The 17,211-nt window shown below is 51.7% G+C and carries 14 protein-coding genes; 6 read left to right on the forward strand and 8 right to left on the reverse strand.

The window, feature by feature from the left end:
* Nucleotides 1–113: 113 nt before the first annotated feature.
* From msrB to ACJJJA_RS18115, 7 genes are all read right to left on the reverse strand, one after another.
* Nucleotides 114–647 carry a peptide-methionine (R)-S-oxide reductase MsrB gene (gene msrB / locus ACJJJA_RS18085; protein WP_444886972.1) on the reverse strand — a complete coding sequence of 178 codons (534 nt, stop codon included), beginning with the start codon at nucleotides 645–647 and terminating at the stop codon, nucleotides 114–116.
* Between the two features lie 106 nt (nucleotides 648–753).
* Complete coding sequence (locus ACJJJA_RS18090) at nucleotides 754–5,025, reverse strand: YhdP family protein (protein ID WP_444902962.1); 4,272 nt, start codon at nucleotides 5,023–5,025, stop codon at nucleotides 754–756.
* A 78-nt stretch (nucleotides 5,026–5,103) separates the two neighbouring features.
* Nucleotides 5,104–6,591 (reverse strand): ribonuclease G, encoded by a 1,488-nt coding sequence (rng, locus tag ACJJJA_RS18095; RefSeq protein WP_444886974.1) that lies wholly within the window; start codon nucleotides 6,589–6,591, stop codon nucleotides 5,104–5,106.
* A complete protein-coding gene (locus ACJJJA_RS18100; protein WP_444884023.1) occupies nucleotides 6,588–7,199 on the reverse strand; it encodes a Maf family protein in 612 nt (203 codons plus the stop codon). Before ACJJJA_RS18100 ends, rng begins: the two co-directional genes overlap by 4 nt.
* A gap of 96 nt (nucleotides 7,200–7,295) precedes the next feature.
* Nucleotides 7,296–7,775, reverse strand: a complete 480-nt coding sequence (mreD, locus tag ACJJJA_RS18105; RefSeq protein ID WP_252083011.1) for a rod shape-determining protein MreD — start codon at nucleotides 7,773–7,775, stop codon at nucleotides 7,296–7,298.
* Complete coding sequence (gene mreC, locus ACJJJA_RS18110) at nucleotides 7,762–8,604, reverse strand: rod shape-determining protein MreC (RefSeq protein WP_444884021.1); 843 nt, start codon at nucleotides 8,602–8,604, stop codon at nucleotides 7,762–7,764. The genes mreD and mreC overlap by 14 nt, the downstream gene beginning before the upstream one ends.
* A gap of 129 nt (nucleotides 8,605–8,733) precedes the next feature.
* Complete coding sequence (locus ACJJJA_RS18115) at nucleotides 8,734–9,768, reverse strand: rod shape-determining protein (RefSeq protein WP_020412569.1); 1,035 nt, start codon at nucleotides 9,766–9,768, stop codon at nucleotides 8,734–8,736.
* 355 nt (nucleotides 9,769–10,123) lie between these two features.
* On the opposite strand from ACJJJA_RS18115, the gene gatC reads away from it, so the two are divergent.
* The 6 genes from gatC (at nucleotide 10,124) to ACJJJA_RS18145 (ending at nucleotide 15,873) form a co-directional block, all read left to right on the forward strand.
* On the forward strand, nucleotides 10,124–10,411 hold the full coding sequence (gene gatC / locus ACJJJA_RS18120) for an Asp-tRNA(Asn)/Glu-tRNA(Gln) amidotransferase subunit GatC (RefSeq protein ID WP_444884020.1): 288 nt from the start codon (nucleotides 10,124–10,126) through the stop codon (nucleotides 10,409–10,411).
* Between the two features lie 71 nt (nucleotides 10,412–10,482).
* Nucleotides 10,483–11,928, forward strand: a complete 1,446-nt coding sequence (gene gatA, locus ACJJJA_RS18125; RefSeq protein WP_444902963.1) for an Asp-tRNA(Asn)/Glu-tRNA(Gln) amidotransferase subunit GatA — start codon at nucleotides 10,483–10,485, stop codon at nucleotides 11,926–11,928.
* An 11-nt stretch (nucleotides 11,929–11,939) separates the two neighbouring features.
* Nucleotides 11,940–13,391: an Asp-tRNA(Asn)/Glu-tRNA(Gln) amidotransferase subunit GatB gene (gene gatB, locus ACJJJA_RS18130; protein ID WP_444902964.1), complete on the forward strand. Its 1,452-nt coding sequence runs from the start codon at nucleotides 11,940–11,942 to the stop codon at nucleotides 13,389–13,391.
* Nucleotides 13,392–13,455: 64 nt separating this feature from the next.
* A complete protein-coding gene (locus ACJJJA_RS18135; protein ID WP_252083016.1) occupies nucleotides 13,456–13,755 on the forward strand; it encodes a PA4642 family protein in 300 nt (99 codons plus the stop codon).
* Nucleotides 13,756–13,787: 32 nt separating this feature from the next.
* Nucleotides 13,788–14,621 carry a sulfate transporter CysZ gene (gene cysZ, locus ACJJJA_RS18140; RefSeq protein ID WP_252083017.1) on the forward strand — a complete coding sequence of 278 codons (834 nt, stop codon included), beginning with the start codon at nucleotides 13,788–13,790 and terminating at the stop codon, nucleotides 14,619–14,621.
* 160 nt (nucleotides 14,622–14,781) lie between these two features.
* Entirely contained in the window at nucleotides 14,782–15,873 is a 1,092-nt protein-coding gene (locus tag ACJJJA_RS18145) for a glycosyltransferase family 4 protein (RefSeq protein WP_444902965.1), read from the forward strand.
* A 37-nt stretch (nucleotides 15,874–15,910) separates the two neighbouring features.
* Here the strand turns inward: ACJJJA_RS18145 and ACJJJA_RS18150 are convergent, their stop codons facing one another.
* On the reverse strand, nucleotides 15,911–17,041 hold the full coding sequence (locus tag ACJJJA_RS18150) for a hypothetical protein (RefSeq protein WP_444902966.1): 1,131 nt from the start codon (nucleotides 17,039–17,041) through the stop codon (nucleotides 15,911–15,913).
* Between the last annotated feature and the right edge of the window lie 170 nt (nucleotides 17,042–17,211).

A 17,211-nucleotide genomic window follows, 5' to 3' on the forward strand; every position in this document is an offset into this window, starting at 1 on the left:
GCTCCGCCCATAAACTCCATTGACTTATACCAAAGCCAAATTGCATTAACTAAAACTACAAAAGAGTCTCGCTCAAACCAAAAATCAGACAAAGATAGTATGAGATCTAGCGATTATTGTTTGACATCCCCGGCCGGCTCAAAATCTAAAGCCAGCGAGTTCAAGCAATACCGCAGGTTTGTCGGTGGTGGACCATCCTTAAACACATGCCCCAAGTGCTCTCCGCATTTGGATAATACCTCTGTGCGCCTGAGCCCCCAGCTGAAATCATCCTTTAATACGATATTCTGCGGATAGGCCACATCCCAAAAGCTGGGCCAACCAGTACCTGATTTAAACTTGTGCTTTGAACTAAAAACCGGCAGACGGCAGCCTGCGGTGACATAAACACCTTCTTTTTCGTTGTATAACAATTTGCCACTAAAAGCCCGCTCCGTATCTCCCTGCCAGAGAACCTTGTAACGGTCCTCGGGGAGTAGCTGCTTCCATACCGACTTGGGGATCTGCTCTAGCCCTCTGCCTTCGGCTATACGTGATTTGGCTTCCGCCACTGTCATATTCTGGATTCTTTGGTCATCAGCCTCAGAGCAGGCCGATAGAATCAGGGCAAACACCAACAGGGGCCATAAGGCCGGGGACCTCACCATCTTGCAAACTCCTGTCCTCACTCAGTTATACCTACCTAATAGGATAGAGAACTAGATGCACATGCAGTTGAGCTCTTTCTGGAAGTGTATCCTCCCAATAAGCAGGCTAAGAGCCCGCTTCATCCGCCAAAGGAGGCGTTGGTGCACGGCTGATTCCCTGATCCGGTTTTGCCTGTTTCCCTGCAGCCTCAGAGGCGGCCCCCTGACGCTCTGCACCATCTCCATCAAAGAGTCTCTCGAAACGCATTTGGGGGTCAGCCCAGTCACCGCTGATGCGATAACTTACACTGGCCATCTTCTTCACCTGCTTTTTAAACGCTTTACTAATGAGATAAACCCCTGCCGCGGCCGGCAATCCCCCGGCAAGAGCAGCAACCAGGGCTAGGTTGTTACTTACTGGCAAAGTCGCCACCAGGGTCAAATCCAAATCTTCCCGCAATAAATTGACCCTTCCCGCCATCTGCAGCTCACTGGTTGGCCCCTCAACCTGAATAGGCACTGCAATCAACAACTGCCCATCCCCTTCGAACACGACCTCTCCACGCACCCGGTCGAATGCCATACCACTCTTATAAAGGTCGGAGAAATCCAATCGCAAGCGGCGCGCCCAGGTATCGAAATTAAACAGCGATAACAACCGCAAGACCGTTGAGCCAGCAGTACCGGTGGAACGAAGGAAGCGGCCATCACGAATATCTATTTTCAAATCTCCGGAGAGCAAACTACCCTTGGCCATGGCCGGAGACCCATCCCAGCGCAAGGCTGTATCAAAGGTCGCAGACTTACTTTCAATAAGCGGTTCATGCCCCATCTCACGCTGAATATCAGCGAGATCATCGGCTGCCAGGCGCCCAATAAATTGAGAGGAATTATTGCCCTCCGCATCGCGCATCCACATCAATTGCGCTCCCAAGGCTTTTTCACCACCACCACGTCCCTGCAGATGAAACCCACGGACACTACCGCGAATATCGCTTAGAACCAGGCGGTCTTCGGATGGCCGAACTTCAAATGACCAGCGCCCGAGCTCCTCCCCCCCCACTCGCAGACTTTCCGTGCTGAAATCCAGAGCTGGCAGCGTCTGAAAATTAAAATCTGCCCAGGGGTCCAACAACTCTTCCGCAAAGGGCTGCTCAGCCAATGTAGCGCCGGAAATAGTCTGCCTTTCTTCAGGAGCAGGAAGGCGTAAATGCGCCAACTTTAAACGCAGAGGTTTTTGCCCACCGAGCGTTCCCGAAAGTCTTCCCGCCGCCATTTCACTATCAAAATCTAACTGCCACTTTGAACCCACTCCTCCACCAGTGACATGAATATGCTCAATAGCCACTGTTCCCAATTGCAGGCTATCTGTGCTTAGGTCGAGACTAATCGGCAGTGGACTGGAAACATTGTCAGTTGTCTGTCCACTTTGGGGAAGTGCAGTCAGGCCATCCAGGTTGCTTGCTTGCACCTTATGAATCAGTGATGGTGCTTGTTCGGGCCGAGAGGATGACTCTTCGACAACCGATGAGTCATCTTGGTAAACGCCCAATAGCTTTTCCCAGCGGGGTAAATCAACATTGGAAATGTCACCAAGGATACTCACCCCTCTTTCTTCAGGTAATTTTGCCTCGGCATTGAGCGCAATAGCCGCTCGTTCAAGAGCTCCGTTCACCAGCCAAAACTGCCCTTGCAGGTGCTCACCGTAGTTCAGGTGAAATAAGCTGCCCTGATCACCAATGGGAGCTCGCAATACAAAATTCGTTTTACTTTCAGAGGGCTTAGCCAGGGGCTCCGGAAGATTTACCGCCACACCAGCAAGATTTGAGGTCAGCTCGAAAACTGCAGCATAAGGAGCCTCTTTGGATTTTGCTGGGATAGTAATAAGTGCCTGGTAACCCATGGTACCTTCAAGCCATCTCAGCTCAGGACGCTGGCTCCAGCTATAGATCGACTCAGTTCTGGCACTGCCATCCACGACCACCTGCGTATCGCGCGCATCGGCATCACCTATATGACGTATGCTCGCATTTATTGGCCGCCCCCAGAGCTGACCTTTCAGCTTAGTACCTTCGAGGCCAGTATCGCTGTCAAAAATGACATCACCAGCCAGAGCCTCAGCATGCAAGCGCAGATTTTGCAGCTGTAAATCACCACGACTCAACTGCAATTCAACTCTTTGAGCTGGTGATACTGAAGCGCCACCCAGGGGCTGAGTGAGGTTCAGCTGCCCGCGAATATCTCCCGACAACAACCACTCATCAAAAGCATTGCCGAGCTGTTTGCGCAAAGGGGATTCGCGCAACAAGCGCAAACCATCAGCAGCCGGCCCCTGAAGCTGGGCGGTCACATCCAGACGTGAGCCTTTATCTTTTTGTGGGGTTACTTCCACTAAAACTTTATTCGCATCCACTCCCCAAACACGGGCCTTGTCTGCACTGACAGAAACATTGCCATCATCCAGCCTGAGTAGGCCATCAACAGACTGAACCTTAGGCCATTCGTCGGCATACTTAAGATTGGCGCCAGAAAAGTCTGCAGCCAACTGTACTGTTTGACGCTTATTGTGAGCCCCCAGCGCACGTAGAGACTCATCCTTGCCATTATTGCGATAACTGCTGCCACGGTAAATAAATGCGGCAGTCTCAACTCGACCAGGATTTCCGTTGCCCAGCCCCTCATTCAACCAACTGCGCAAGTCTTCACTGACATTTGTCGGCACCAGCTTCTCTTGAACGCCAACATCCGCATCACGCAGAGAAAGCGACAGGAGTAAATCCGTTGGACGGCTCTGAGGATGGAAAGGCAGGGACAACAAAAACTGCCCGCGAACTTCGCCCAAATTTCCATCTAATAGCAAAGGGCCAGAGAAGACATTGATTTCATTCGAATCCTTACTAAGGCTCCAGGCCAAAGTTCCGCTGGCTTGCTCAAAAGAGAATGCCTCGGAGTAAAGATTTGGAAATCCGGCTTGCAAGTTCGAGCCATCCAATTCCACCCAGCCATCGTTACCGGCAAACTCCATGTAGCCACTCAAGCCGGCCACTGATGGCGCACCGCGGAATGCCTGCGTGCTGATATTGTGCAAATTGGCACTCAGGCTCACCGCACCTTGCGCTTCTTTGCGCAGCTGCACGCGTCGCAACTGGCCAGAAGGCTTCAGGGACGTCAACCACTCGCCTGCAGCACCCTGCAAAACATCCAGCCGAGTGAGAATATCGCTCCATCCCGCTAAATCGATCACATCTGCGGACAGTGCTACTCCCTGAAGGTCGTTACTAACCTGCAGGTTTAGCGGCGGCATCTGCAAGCCCTGCCAATCGATTTGGGTATCCTGTAAAGCCAGACGCCAATGTTCACCAGGCAACCAGCGACCGGAAATATCTCCAGAAAGCGCTCGTAAGGGCGCCATTGTGTGATCTCTGTTTTGTACCAGATCACTACTTTCACGCTGACTTTTGCCCTGCCTGCCTTTCTCTGGCGCCTCTTCTGGCTGATCCAAGTTTGATACCTGAGCAAGGTCTACTCGTCCGACCAACCGATAGCCACTGCTCGCATCGCTGTGCAGCCACAGGCGTCCATCCGCCCACTTACGCCCATTCCAATGAAAACGGTCGGGTAGCGGGGTCAACTGATGGAGTAGTGACACAATATCCTGGTCCAACAGCAGCTCATTGAGCTGCATATAACCTCGCAGTGAAAATTGTTTTTTATTGCGCGGGTTACCACGCCCCTCGAGCACCAGGCGGAGAGTCTCAGTGTTACTAGCCTGCTCTTCGCCTTCGCGGGAGATAAAAGCGCGGGCCGTAAGACGATGAAAATCACCTCGGTTTTCCAGAGAAATTTGTGGCAAGTTGAGCTCGGCAACCTGCTCATCAGGCAGCCTGACAGTGATTGCCGCATCGCTGATCCAGACCTTGGGGCTCAACTGGAAAAGTCGTGCCGGGTCCGCTGCCTTGGGGTTGGACACAACCCTGCCGTCAGGCTTTAGGGAGATATCGGGGAAGCCGTCCAGACGCCACTCGCCCTGCTCATCTCGGCTGAGTCCAGCAGTAAAGGCGTGCATTTGCAGGTCTTTCCACACCAGCTCACGATTCCATAGGCTGGCGAGCAAATCCAGTTGGAACAGGCCGTGCCCCATACGCAACTCGCCCTTCTGCCCAAGGCGCAGGCCGTCGAGCTGTAATGAGACTTGCAGTGCTTCCCAGCGCAGGGAGATACGGTCCATCTGTACCGGAACCCCCAGCTGACCACTGAGCCAGCGGCTGATCTGCGGGCGATATTCCTCAACTTGAGGCGATAGCAGGCGCCCGGTTTGAACAAGGATTGCCAGGGCAATCACCAAGCTTACCGATAACAGCCAAAACTTTCGCGCAAGCCAGCGCAATAAGATCATCATCACCCCCACTCTTCCACGGTGCTGTCGCAGGCATCGCAACGACCAGCATCGAAAAACTGCGAGGAGGCTAATAATGATTTACACAAGAACAATGTCGTACTGCTCCTGGTTGTAAATGGGCTCTACTTGGAACTGTATGGGCCTGCGAATAAATTCCTCCAGATCGGCGACATTCGCCGACTCTTCATCCAGCAGCAGATCGATTACCACCTGACTGGCCAAAACCATGATTTTTTCACTATCGTAGGCGCGCGCCTCACGGATAATTTCCCGGAAGATCTCAAAGCAAACTGTTTCCGCACTCTTTAAGGTGCCGCGCCCCTCACACACAGGGCAGGGCTCGCACAGGATTTGTCCTAGAGATTCCCGCGTACGTTTGCGGGTCATCTCTACCAAACCGAGTTCGGAAACCCCGGTAATACTCGACTTAGCGTGATCCCGCTCGAGGGCCTTCTCCAGGGTGCGCAATACCTGACGTTGGTGCTCAGGATCTTTCATATCGATAAAATCGATAATGATGATTCCCCCGAGGTTGCGCAGGCGCAGCTGGCGGGCAATTGCCGTTGCCGCCTCCAAATTCGTCTTGAAGATAGTCTCTTCCAGGTTACGGTGACCTACAAATGCGCCGGTATTGACGTCAATAGTACTCATCGCCTCGGTTTGCTCGACAATTAAATACCCCCCGGACTTTAGCGTCACCTTATGCTGTAGGGCGCGGCGAATTTCCTCCTCAACCCCATACAGATCAAACAGGGGACGCTCACCGGGGTAGTGCTCGAGTCGTCCAGCTATTTCTGGTGCATACTTGCCTGCAAATTCTGCCGCGCGACCGTGCGCCTCGCGGGAGTCTATACGAATCTTCTCGGTATAAGGGCGCGCAAGATCACGTAGGGCACGCATAAATAGCGGCAAATCCTCGTAAATTACAGAGGGCACTACCCGCTCCTTGATGCGCTGCTCCAACTCCCCCCAAAGTTTGTAAAGAAAGGGGATATCCCGTAGTAACTCCTCCTCGCTAACACCCTCAGCCACGGTGCGCAAAATAAAGCCTCCATCAGCGGAAAGGCCATCTTCGGCGAGACGTGACGAGGCGGCCTCCACCAGCTTACGCAAGCGCTCGCGCTCTCCCTCATCCTCGATACGATTGGAGATCCCGATATGACGGGTTTGCGGCATATAGACGAGATAGCGGGCAGATACTGACAAGTGGGTGGTCAGTCTCGCGCCTTTACTGCTAATAGGATCTTTTACTACCTGAACGACCAGGGGCTGCCCCTCCCGCACAAGAGCGCGAATATCAGCAACTTCAGCATCCCTGGACTCCATCCCATCATCATCCAGGGGGGCGATATCAGAGGCATGGATAAACCCGGCGCGCTCCAGGCCAATATCCACAAAAGCCGCCTGCATCCCCGGCAATACCCGAATCACCTTGCCCTTATAGATATTGCCAACAATGCCCCGACGCGCACTGCGCTCCAGGTAGACCTCCTGTAGCACACCATTTTCTACCAGTGCCACTCGGGTCTCTGTTGGGGCAACATTGATCAGCAATTCTTCACTCAAGACTTGGCCTCCTGCCAGTAAGAAATCCCGGCCTGTTCCAGCATCGGAACTAACGCCTCCAAGGGCAGGCCAACCACATTGCTATAACTGCCGCTGATAGACTCCACTAACGCGGCTCCCATTCCCTGAATACCATATCCTCCAGCTTTATCGGCAGGCTCACCGGTGTGCCAGTAGTCTTGAATACTCTGGACTGATAACTGGCGAAAGCGCACCCGGGTTTCCACCAGACAGCTGAATTGCCTGTGCTGACTGCGAAGACAAATCGCAGTCAGCACAGAATGCTCTCTGCCCGATAGGGCCGACATCATGGACTCAAAGTCAGTAAAATCCCGCGGTTTCTCCAGGAGACGCTCACCACAAAGTACGACTGTATCGGCCCCCAGGGCCCAGAGCCCGGCCTGTTCTGGTGTCGCCAATAACCCAGCCACAGATTTTTCCTGCGCCAAGCGCTGAATATATTCTTGGGGAGTCTCTGAAGCTTCTTTCTGCTCAGGCACCGAGGGCGGGCATTGGGAAAACACAACGCCTATTTGCTCCAGCAATTCGGCTCGACGTGGCGACCCCGAAGCAAGAAGAAGACGGTTCGAAGAGGTGATATTTGTCACTGTACTACATATTCCCTGTGGGCCAGCGGCTGATTATAGCGATACTGATCGAAAAATGATCAGAATTTTACATTGATTTACAGACTGACGAGACGCTCAACGAACCTGCAGCCGACTGCAGAGGCGATGCAATAGCGGAGCAACCCAAGGCCATAGCAGGGCCGTGGTGAGTGCCGGCCATAAGAAAGTCAGGCCGGGAACGGTTTTTCCCTCCAAACCATGTACCCAGTTACCCACAACCTGGTGGATACCCACCAAAACGAACACCCATAGAAGCTGCTGAGCTGGATTAAAGGCCCTGGTACGCTGGTAGGTTAACAGGCTGAAATAGGCCAAAACTGCCAGAGCCAATGCATGGGTACCGAGACTGGCTCCGCTGATCAGATCTTCCAGGATACCCACCAGCCAGGCAAAACCAACGCCCAAGGCCTGAGGCATACGAGTAACCCAGAAAATAACCAATAGGGCCGGAAACGCGGGGCGGAACCACAGCCACTGCTGTGGCAAGGGCATAACCACAAGTAACATCGAGAGAAAGAGCGTGAGCGTGATAAACCAGCGATTATTCGCTTGCAAGGCCCTGCCCCCCACTCCCGATTACCGCCAGAACAAAGCGGCTGCGACTCATACGCCCGCGCGGGAGCACTTCCGCCTCGGCAAATGGTTGGCCCGGATCTCGGGAGATCGACATAACCTCGCCCACTGGGTAGCCTGCGGGAAAACGTCCACCGAGACCGGAACTGAGTAGCAGATCACCTTCGCGGATATCGCTGGTATTCGCAAGATGCCTGAGCTTAAGGCGATAGAGGTCACCGGTGCCCTCAACGACGGCACGCATACTGTTGCGTAACACTTGGACAGGAATTGCGTGGCTGGAATCAGTGATCAGGAGAATCCGGCTGAACGCATCCCCAGCCTCAATCACCTGCCCGAGCAAACCACTCGCATCCATCACCGGTGTGCCCACATCAATACCATGATCGCGCCCTTTATCGATCAACAGCACATGCTCAAGGGGGTCCGGTGAGACACCGATAACCTGGGCCACTAGCACCCGGTCATCAACCATTTCTGCCGAATTCATCAGCTCCTTCAAACGCGTATTTTCCGCCTTGACCGCAGCCAATAATTGGCTGCGCTGCTCCAACAGCAATACTTGACGCTTGAGACGGTCATTTTCTTCAAGCAGCTCCTCGCGAGAGCGAAACTGCTCTCCAGCCCAATCGCCAACACGCTCTGGAGCACCAGTGATCCAGTAAAGAGGCGCTGTAACACCAGAAAGACGCTCGCGAGTAGACTGGAACCAATTGGTGTAGTGGTCTGCAACAATCAAGGCGATTGCTAGCGGCACCAATAATAGAAGGCGGAACTCAGGGGAGGGGCCGCGGGTAAAAAGCGGTTTCAAGGGCAGCCACCTTTGTACAGGTCAATGATTATTGATCTCACAATATATCGGATGTCACTGAAACGTGAAACTAACTGCCGGCAGGGCTACCTCACTAATTGTTAGGAAAACCCGCCAGCTTCAATCCACTCAGTTGGACATCAGATACAAACGGCTGCGATCCAACATATCCAGGGCCTTACCGCCACCGCGGGCAACACAGGTAAGGGGGTCATCAGCAACGATCACTGGCAGACCTGACTCTTCCATCAGCAGGCGATCCAGGTCCCGCAGCAAGGCTCCACCGCCGGTTAATACCATGCCGCGCTCAGCGATATCCGAAGCCAGCTCGGGGGGAGATTGCTCAAGGGCACTTTTCACCGCTTGTACAATACCAGTTAGCGGCTCTTGTAAGGCCTCAAGAATTTCATCGGAATTCAGGGTAAAACTACGGGGCACCCCTTCCGCCAAGTTGCGGCCGCGTACATCGATCTCACGAACTTCACTGCCCGCGTACGCACAGCCTATTTCTTCTTTAATACGCTCAGCAGTGGCATCACCGATTACGCTGCCGTAGTTGCGGCGTACATAGTTGACGATGGCTTCATCAAAGCGGTCGCCACCGATACGCACAGAGTCGGAGTAGACCACGCCATTGAGGGAGATAATGGCAATTTCAGTCGTACCACCACCGATATCCACCACCATGGAGCCGCTGGCCTCCTCCACGTTCAGGCCAGCACCAATCGCCGCCGCCATCGGCTCTTCAATCAGAGATACTTCGCGGGCGCCGGCACCCAGAGCAGATTCACGAATCGCACGACGCTCCACCTCGGTGGACTGACAGGGTACGCATACCAGCACACGGGGACTTGGGCGCATCCAGCTGTTTTCATGCACTTTCTTGATAAAGTGCTGCAACATTTTTTCAGTCACTTGGAAATCGGCAATCACCCCGTCCTTCAGTGGGCGAATCGCTGTGATATTACCGGGGGTGCGGCCGAGCATACGTTTGGCTTCCACTCCAACTGCCTCAACGATTTTCTGGCCATTGTAGTGACGGATTGCGACGACAGAGGGCTCGTCGAGTACTACGCCGCGATCGCGAACGTAAATCAGCGTATTGGCGGTTCCCAGGTCAATGGAGAGGTCACTGGAGAACATGCCCCGCAAACGTTTAAACATGGAATTCGATTACCTTGTACTAATTGTCAGCCCCCAGATCGGGCACTGCGGGCGCGGCTTATTTTATGGATACAAATCCTAGTTAGTCCGCGCAAATAATTCTGAGTTCCGAGCCGCATTTCGAATCGGAATTTACGCAATACACCGGAGTCTCTGAGCGCCCGGCAGGATTGGGCAAACTCTAACAACGGCACCGGTTCAGGGCAAGGCTGAAGCCAGGCTAATCGATTGCAGATTTCCCCCTACAGCTGAGCCGGTGAGAATAGCGGCCTATTGTGCTAAATTTGCCGGCCCTGCCCCGTCCTTATACGGAGCAACCCAGATTCGCAACTGAAGCCGGAGGAGCTCTATTGCCATGGCTGTGGATACGCAAACCGTAGAGAAGCTGGCGGAACTCGCTCGCATCGCCATATCCGAAGAAACCATTGAGGAAGTCAGCGGCCGCCTCGGCGATATTCTTCAACTGGTGGACCAGTTACAGGCCGTCAACACCGATGGGGTCGCACCCATGGCGCACCCACTTGATGAAGTGCAGACCCTGCGAGCCGACAAAGTAACAGAAACTGACCAGCACCAGAGTTTCCTGAACTTGGCCCCCCAATCTGAAGAAGGGCTTTATCTAGTCCCCAAAGTCATCGACTGAACAGGCCCCCAGGCAAGCACCCAATTATTCGATTTCGCCCTGAGCCCGCCCAAAGCCTTTAAGGGAATAACATGCACCAGCTTACTATCGCCGAGATGATCCGCGGCCTGCAGAGCAAGGCATTCTCCAGTATGGAGTTAACTCGCCATCTACTTGCACGAATTCAACAACTAGACAGCAGCTATAACAGCTTTATTACCGTAACCGAAGAACTCGCCATATCGCAGGCCGAAGCCGCCGATCAACGTATTGCCAAAGGCGAAGCACCCACCCTGTGCGGAGTGCCAGTTGCTCATAAAGACATCATCTGCACCAATGGCATACGCACCAGTTGTGCTTCAAAGATGTTGGACAATTTTATTCCGCCTTACGATGCCACCATAGTGGAAAACCTCAACGGCGCCGGCACCGTAACTCTGGGCAAAACCAATATGGATGAGTTCGCCATGGGCTCCTCCAACGAAAGCAGCTATTACGGCCCAGTAAAAAACCCCTGGAATACCCGTTGTGTACCGGGCGGCTCATCCGGAGGTTCCGCTGCAGCAGTAGCGGCGCTGCTAGTACCTGGAGCCACGGCCACAGATACCGGCGGCTCCATTCGACAACCCGCCGCGTTGACCAATACCACCGGCCTTAAACCTACATACGGCCGTGTATCCCGCTGGGGTATTGTCGCCTATGCTTCCAGCTTGGATCAGGCAGGCCCTATTGCGCGCAATGCTGAGGATGCCGCTTATCTGTTGTCTGCTATGGTCAGCCACGACCCAAAAGATTCCACCAGCCTGAACCGTCCGCATGAAGACTTCACCGCGGGACTGAGCGACTCTATCGCCGGCCTCAAAATCGGAGTCCCTAAAGAATACTTTGGGGAAGGCTTGAATGCTGAAACAGCCGCCCGCGTACAAGATGCCCTTAAGGAGTTTGAAAAACTCGGGGCCGAGCTGGTGGATATCAGTCTGCCACATACTGAGTTGGCTATTCCCGCTTACTACGTCATAGCCCCAGCCGAGGCCTCCGCCAACCTATCCCGCTTCGACGGGGTGCGCTATGGCCATCGCTGTGAAAACCCCAAAGATTTGCGAGATTTATATATGCGCTCCCGCGGTGAGGGATTTGGCGAAGAAGTCCAGCGCCGCATTCTGGTTGGCTCCTACGCGCTATCCGCTGGCTATTACGATGCTTATTACAATAAGGCCCAGCAGGTGCGCCGACTGATCAAGCAGGATTTTGTACAGGCCTTTGAAAAAGTCGACGTAATTATGGGGCCCACCACACCCTCCCCAGCGTTTGAGTTGGGAGCCAAGGGGGCTGATCCGGTAGCCATGTACCTGGAAGATATCTATACCATCGCGACCAATTTGGCGGGCCTACCAGGCATGTCTATCCCCTGTGGATTGGTAAACAATTTGCCTGTAGGGCTTCAGATTACCGGTAACTATCTGGACGAATCCCGCATGCTCAATGTTGCGCATCAATACCAAGGGGTTACCGACTGGCACCAAGCCAGCGCCGTATAAGGAGATCGACTGTGGAATGGGAAATCGTTATCGGGCTGGAAATTCACGTGCAGTTATCCACCCAATCCAAACTTTTTTCTGGTGCTAGTACCCGTTTCGGTGCGGCACCGAATAGCCAGGCCTGCGCCGTAGACTTGGCCATGCCCGGCACCCTGCCTGTCCCCAATGAGGAAGCCTTTCGCTACGCGGTTATGTTTGGCCTGGCGATGAATGCGGACATTGGTAAACGCTCTGTTTTTGAGCGTAAAAACTATTTTTACCCAGATCTCCCCAAAGGCTACCAGACAACCCAGTTGGAACAACCTATCGTTGGGGCTGGCGAAGTTGAAATTCATCTAGAGGATGGCAGTAGTAAAAAAGTACGCTTGCACCACGCCCATCTAGAAGAAGATGCGGGCAAATCCTTGCATGAAGACTTCCACGGCATGTCTGGTATCGATTTAAACCGCGCGGGCACACCTCTGATAGAAATTGTCTCAGAACCCGATATGCGCAGCGCCGCCGAAGCGGTTGCCTACCTGAAAAAAATCCACAGTATCGTCACCTATTTGGGCATCTCCGATGGAGATATGTCTCAAGGCTCTCTCCGCTGTGATGCCAACGTCTCCGTGCGATTAAAGGGAGAGGAAAAGCTGGGCACTCGCACCGAGCTTAAAAACATCAACTCCTTCCGCTTTGTTGAGCGAGCTATCAAAGTTGAAGCCGAGCGTCAGATCGATATTCTCGAAGATGGTGGCAGCATAGTGCAGGAAACCCGACTGTACGACGCGGATAAAAATGAAACCCGCTCCATGCGCAGTAAAGAAGTTGCCAATGACTATCGCTATTTTCCCTGCCCAGACCTACTACCTGTAGTGCTCACCGATAACTATGTCGAGCAACTGCGTGAACTACTTCCTGAGCTGCCCGATACCAAAGCCGAGCGCTTCCAGTCAGAGTACGGCTTATCTGCCTACGACGCTGACCAACTCACTCAGGAGCGCGCCAGCGCCGACTACTTTGAAACAGTATGCAAATCCTGCGGAGAACCAAAACTCACCGCTAACTGGATTACCGGTGAGTTAGCCGCACTGCTGAACCGTCAGGAAATCTCTATACAGAATTCCCCAGTTAGCGCCCAGCAACTCGCCGGCTTAATCATGCGTATCAAAGACAACACCATCTCCAGCAAGATTGCCAAACAGGTTTTTGAAGCTATGGCACAGGGAGAGGCTAGTGCGGATGAAGTTATCGAAAAGCGTGGTCTCAAGCAGGTATCTGATACCGGTGCCATTGAAGAGATGGTAGAGACAGTTATTGCTGCCAGCAGCGCACAAGTAGATAACTACTGCAAAGCCGACGAATCCAAGCGGCCCAAGATGATGGGCTATTTTGTCGGCCAAATCATGAAAGCCTCGAAGGGTCAGGCGAATCCACAGATGATCAACAAGATCCTCAAGGATAAGCTCGACGCTCTCCTTTAAACCTTTTTAACCTGCGGCCAGGTTCAATCTACCTGGCTTCTTTCACAGAACTAAGGAAAAGATTTTGAGCCTAAAAAAAGACAAACAAAAAGTCCTCGGTGAAGTATTTGACGAGGAGCGAATTGCCGGCTTCCTGGTGGGGGAAGCACCAAAAAATACCAACCGGGATTTCCATTTGCTTGAGCGCGCCTACCGCAGTATGAAAGCGGAGAGTTTTGCCACTTTTGTACAACTATTTCTCGCCGAAGGTCACGACCTCAATAGTATGGATCCGGATGGAAAAACCTTATTAACCCGTATTAGTGAACACCGCCAGAGCAGCGAGTACATAGAAATACTAAAAGCCGCCGGTGCTAAACACTGATTGGCCGCCGCGCACCTGCGAGAGGTAACTTTATGACTTCAAATCCAGTCCATGGTATTGACGCGCTAATGCGCGGCGCCCGCCTATTAACCAAGCGTGAACTACGCCCCTTTATCCTGGTCCCCTTGCTGATCAACCTAGTGTTATTTATCGTGATCAGCGGCATCATGATTACCCAACTCGGTGGTCTCAGTGAGTTTATCAGCAGCCTGCTGTCACACACCCCAGTGGACACTACCAATATGTCCTGGTGGGAAGCCGTGATGGCCAAAGGTGCCGCCTGGACCGCCAGCGTTTTTCGTTGGCTCGCCTGGATCATTGCAATTCTGGTGTTGTTTTTATTTTTCCTCGCCTATGGCTATTTGTTTGGGATAATCACCAATATTATTGCGGCCCCTTTTAATGGCCTCCTGGCCGAGAAAGTTGAGGAACTTCTCACCGGTAAAGCACCTCCTGCTGAACCAATGATACAGATGGTATGGCGCACACTGGGACGGGAACTGCGCAAGTTAGGTTATTTTATTTTCTGGGGAGTGATCATTTTTCTGATATCCACAGTAACCAGCTGGACCATAATTATCCCTGCCGTATTAGCTGCAGTTTGGGGTGCCTGGTGTATGGCAATACAATATGTTGACTACCCTCTCGATAACCACCAGCGTCCTTTTGACGAACTAAAGAGCGTACTACGCAGGCGCAAACTAACCAGCCTCGCCTTTGGTGGAAGCGTAATGCTGGCCAAGATGGTGCCTATTTTGAATATCTTCGTAATGCCTGCGGCAGTGGCAGGGGGTACCGCACTCTGGGTAGAGCGACTGCGCAGGGAGGGAGATCCTGGCACAAACTCTCACCAATACCCGGCCTAGATAGGAACAAGGTAATTGTCTGTCTCTTGATCTCTAGATGAATGTTTCTTTAACTCCAGTGAGTGGCAGAATGAGTCTGCTTCTCACTAAAAATGCATCACACTGGCTAGGCAGTTACTCACCCACCTAATTATTAGTACAAGCGTTAATGAATATCCTAATGATTACCAATGAATTCCCACCCTCCATCGGTGGGGTTCAGACTCATGTGCTCGAACTCTCTAGAGCGCTTGCCAAGCTTAATCACTCAGTACACGTACTGACCAGAAAGCCTTATGAGAACACTCCCGAAACTGACTGTTTTGACGATGTAACTGTTGAGCGCCTGAAGTTGCCAGACAGTCACCTACTCTACGACTGGCTATTACGCAGAAAAATTCGCCAACAAGTACGTGAACGTAAAGTTGACATTGTGCATGTGCACGGCATGCGTCCTTTAAATGCCTGCAAGGGGCTAGATGTTCCCGTTATTTTCACCAATCACACCTCCTCATTTGTCAAAAGAGCACAAAAAGGGAAGAAAGCGCTCAAGAAGATGCGCAAACAATTGGATATTACTTCTAGCATACTTGCTGTCAGTGAAACCCTTATTGCCAACACTAGAGAAACGGGTTACCAAAAACCGATAAGCTTTACCTGTAATGGTGTAGATACTTCTGTATTTCATCCGGGAGAATCCTCCCTCAGAGAACAATTATCGATTCCAGAAAGTGCTTATGTTATTGCTATCGGCTGCCGACTCGAACGGGTAAAAGGTGTGCGTTTTTTGGCTGCGGCAGTTGCAGCGATTGATGACCCTCAACTGTATCTGGTTGTTGCTGGTGAAGGTAAAGAGTCAGCAGAAATTAAAGAGTTACTAAAAGATAAAATAAGCTCAGGACACGCACACTTTCTCGGTAATGTCAGCAACAAGGAGATGTCAAACATTTACCGCGCCGCAAACGCCTCTTCGCTACCTTCTTTTATGGAGGGAATGAGTATCGCCGGCCTGGAGGCAATGGCCTCGGGACTCCCCCTGATAGCCTCAAATGTTGGCGGCACGCCTTATATTGTCAACGATGGCATTACAGGCATTTTGACAAGGCCTGGCTCTGTGGAGGATCTACAAGGAGCCATTAAGCAACTAATGAATGACCGAAATTTGAGTAATCGCATGGGGAATGCCGCACTTGCCGTGGTACAAGAGAAATTCAGCTGGGAGAAAGTTGCCAACCAAGTACTCACTCACTACAAACAGTTGACTCGCAAATAGAAAACCAGCTGGTACAAGAAAGCACTTTTAGTAGAAATCAGCTGCGAAGAGACCACAACCGCGGCACATCAACTGGCTTATCCTTAATTACGGGGGACAAGCATCTCATAATTCCTTCAAGCTCACGTAATAACAATGGGTTTTCGAGGTACTCTCCCATCAGGCTTTGCAGAGATTCTCTTAACAGAGCATCGCGCAACTGTTGGGGATGCCTCACACCGACAGATAGAATCTGCGGTAACCAAGAGGATAAATCCTGCAGGGTTAAATAGTCATTTCCCTCTTCGGGATATCCAGAAAAATCATCACTAAATGCCAAACCCGAAGAATGTTTCAGGAAATGACTGTTAAGCGATTTATTACAGCACTCAAATCGTCTAAAGAAGCGCTCTGCCTCAACTTTTGCAGGGAAAGGCTCCGAAACTTCCAACCTCATCATCGGCTTGATTTTTTTTATCTCCGACTTAGAAACGCCAAGCTCTATTAGCTTATTAGTTAACAGAAATTCCTTTCGACCGACTCCCTCATTCACACGAACAGATGGGATGCAAAAATTCACTCCAAGCAATGAGCAAAAATCACTAACCACATCGCCTTCACGCAAGAACTCAGCAGAGAAATCCCGCACATTCAGGGCAGTTTCCCCAAAAACTGCAGCCCATATTTTTAACTTTGAAAAATAGTCAAAATACATCATTAAGTCAGTATTGAGATATGGGAAAGCACCTTCGCAATGCCCAAATAACAAGCTGGAGGGACTGACATCAGGTGCTGCCGCCCGTGCAGCCTGTCTTTTAAATGAGAATGCCTGTAAATCCTGCCGTCGCAAATAAACAACGACTTGGCAGCGGTCGAAAAATCTTCGACACTCCTTGTAGAGACTATCAATATCTTCAAAAGTATGCAGAAAACACAGGTGCTCCGCAGACACAACGACATTATCACCGCGACTTGATGCCAGTAAGTCACTAAGCCGCCGGTTCAGACGATAGGACATTCGACCATTTTTTTTCTGGAAATCGACAGTACGAGAGGAACTCCCCTTTTTCCCCAAGGAAAGAAACTCTATACCTTTTGAACTTAATAATTTGGTGGATTGTTTTAGAGCAAGCTGCAGTGCACTAGAGCCAGTTTTATGAAAACCGATATGTAGGAAGAGAGTTCGCATTCGAATACTTTTTGATTTTACATAGGTAAAAAAACATCCGAATTCAAGGCTGTATCAAACACCTGAACAAATGGGGCAGCCCACGGAGTGAAAATCCCAACAACAGGAAAAATCTATACCAGTGTAGTTCAAGGAGAGAAAAGGGAGGTCAGAAGAGGGAAAAAGGCAAA

This window comes from Microbulbifer mixtoriginis (SeqCode) (assembly GCF_052466865.1).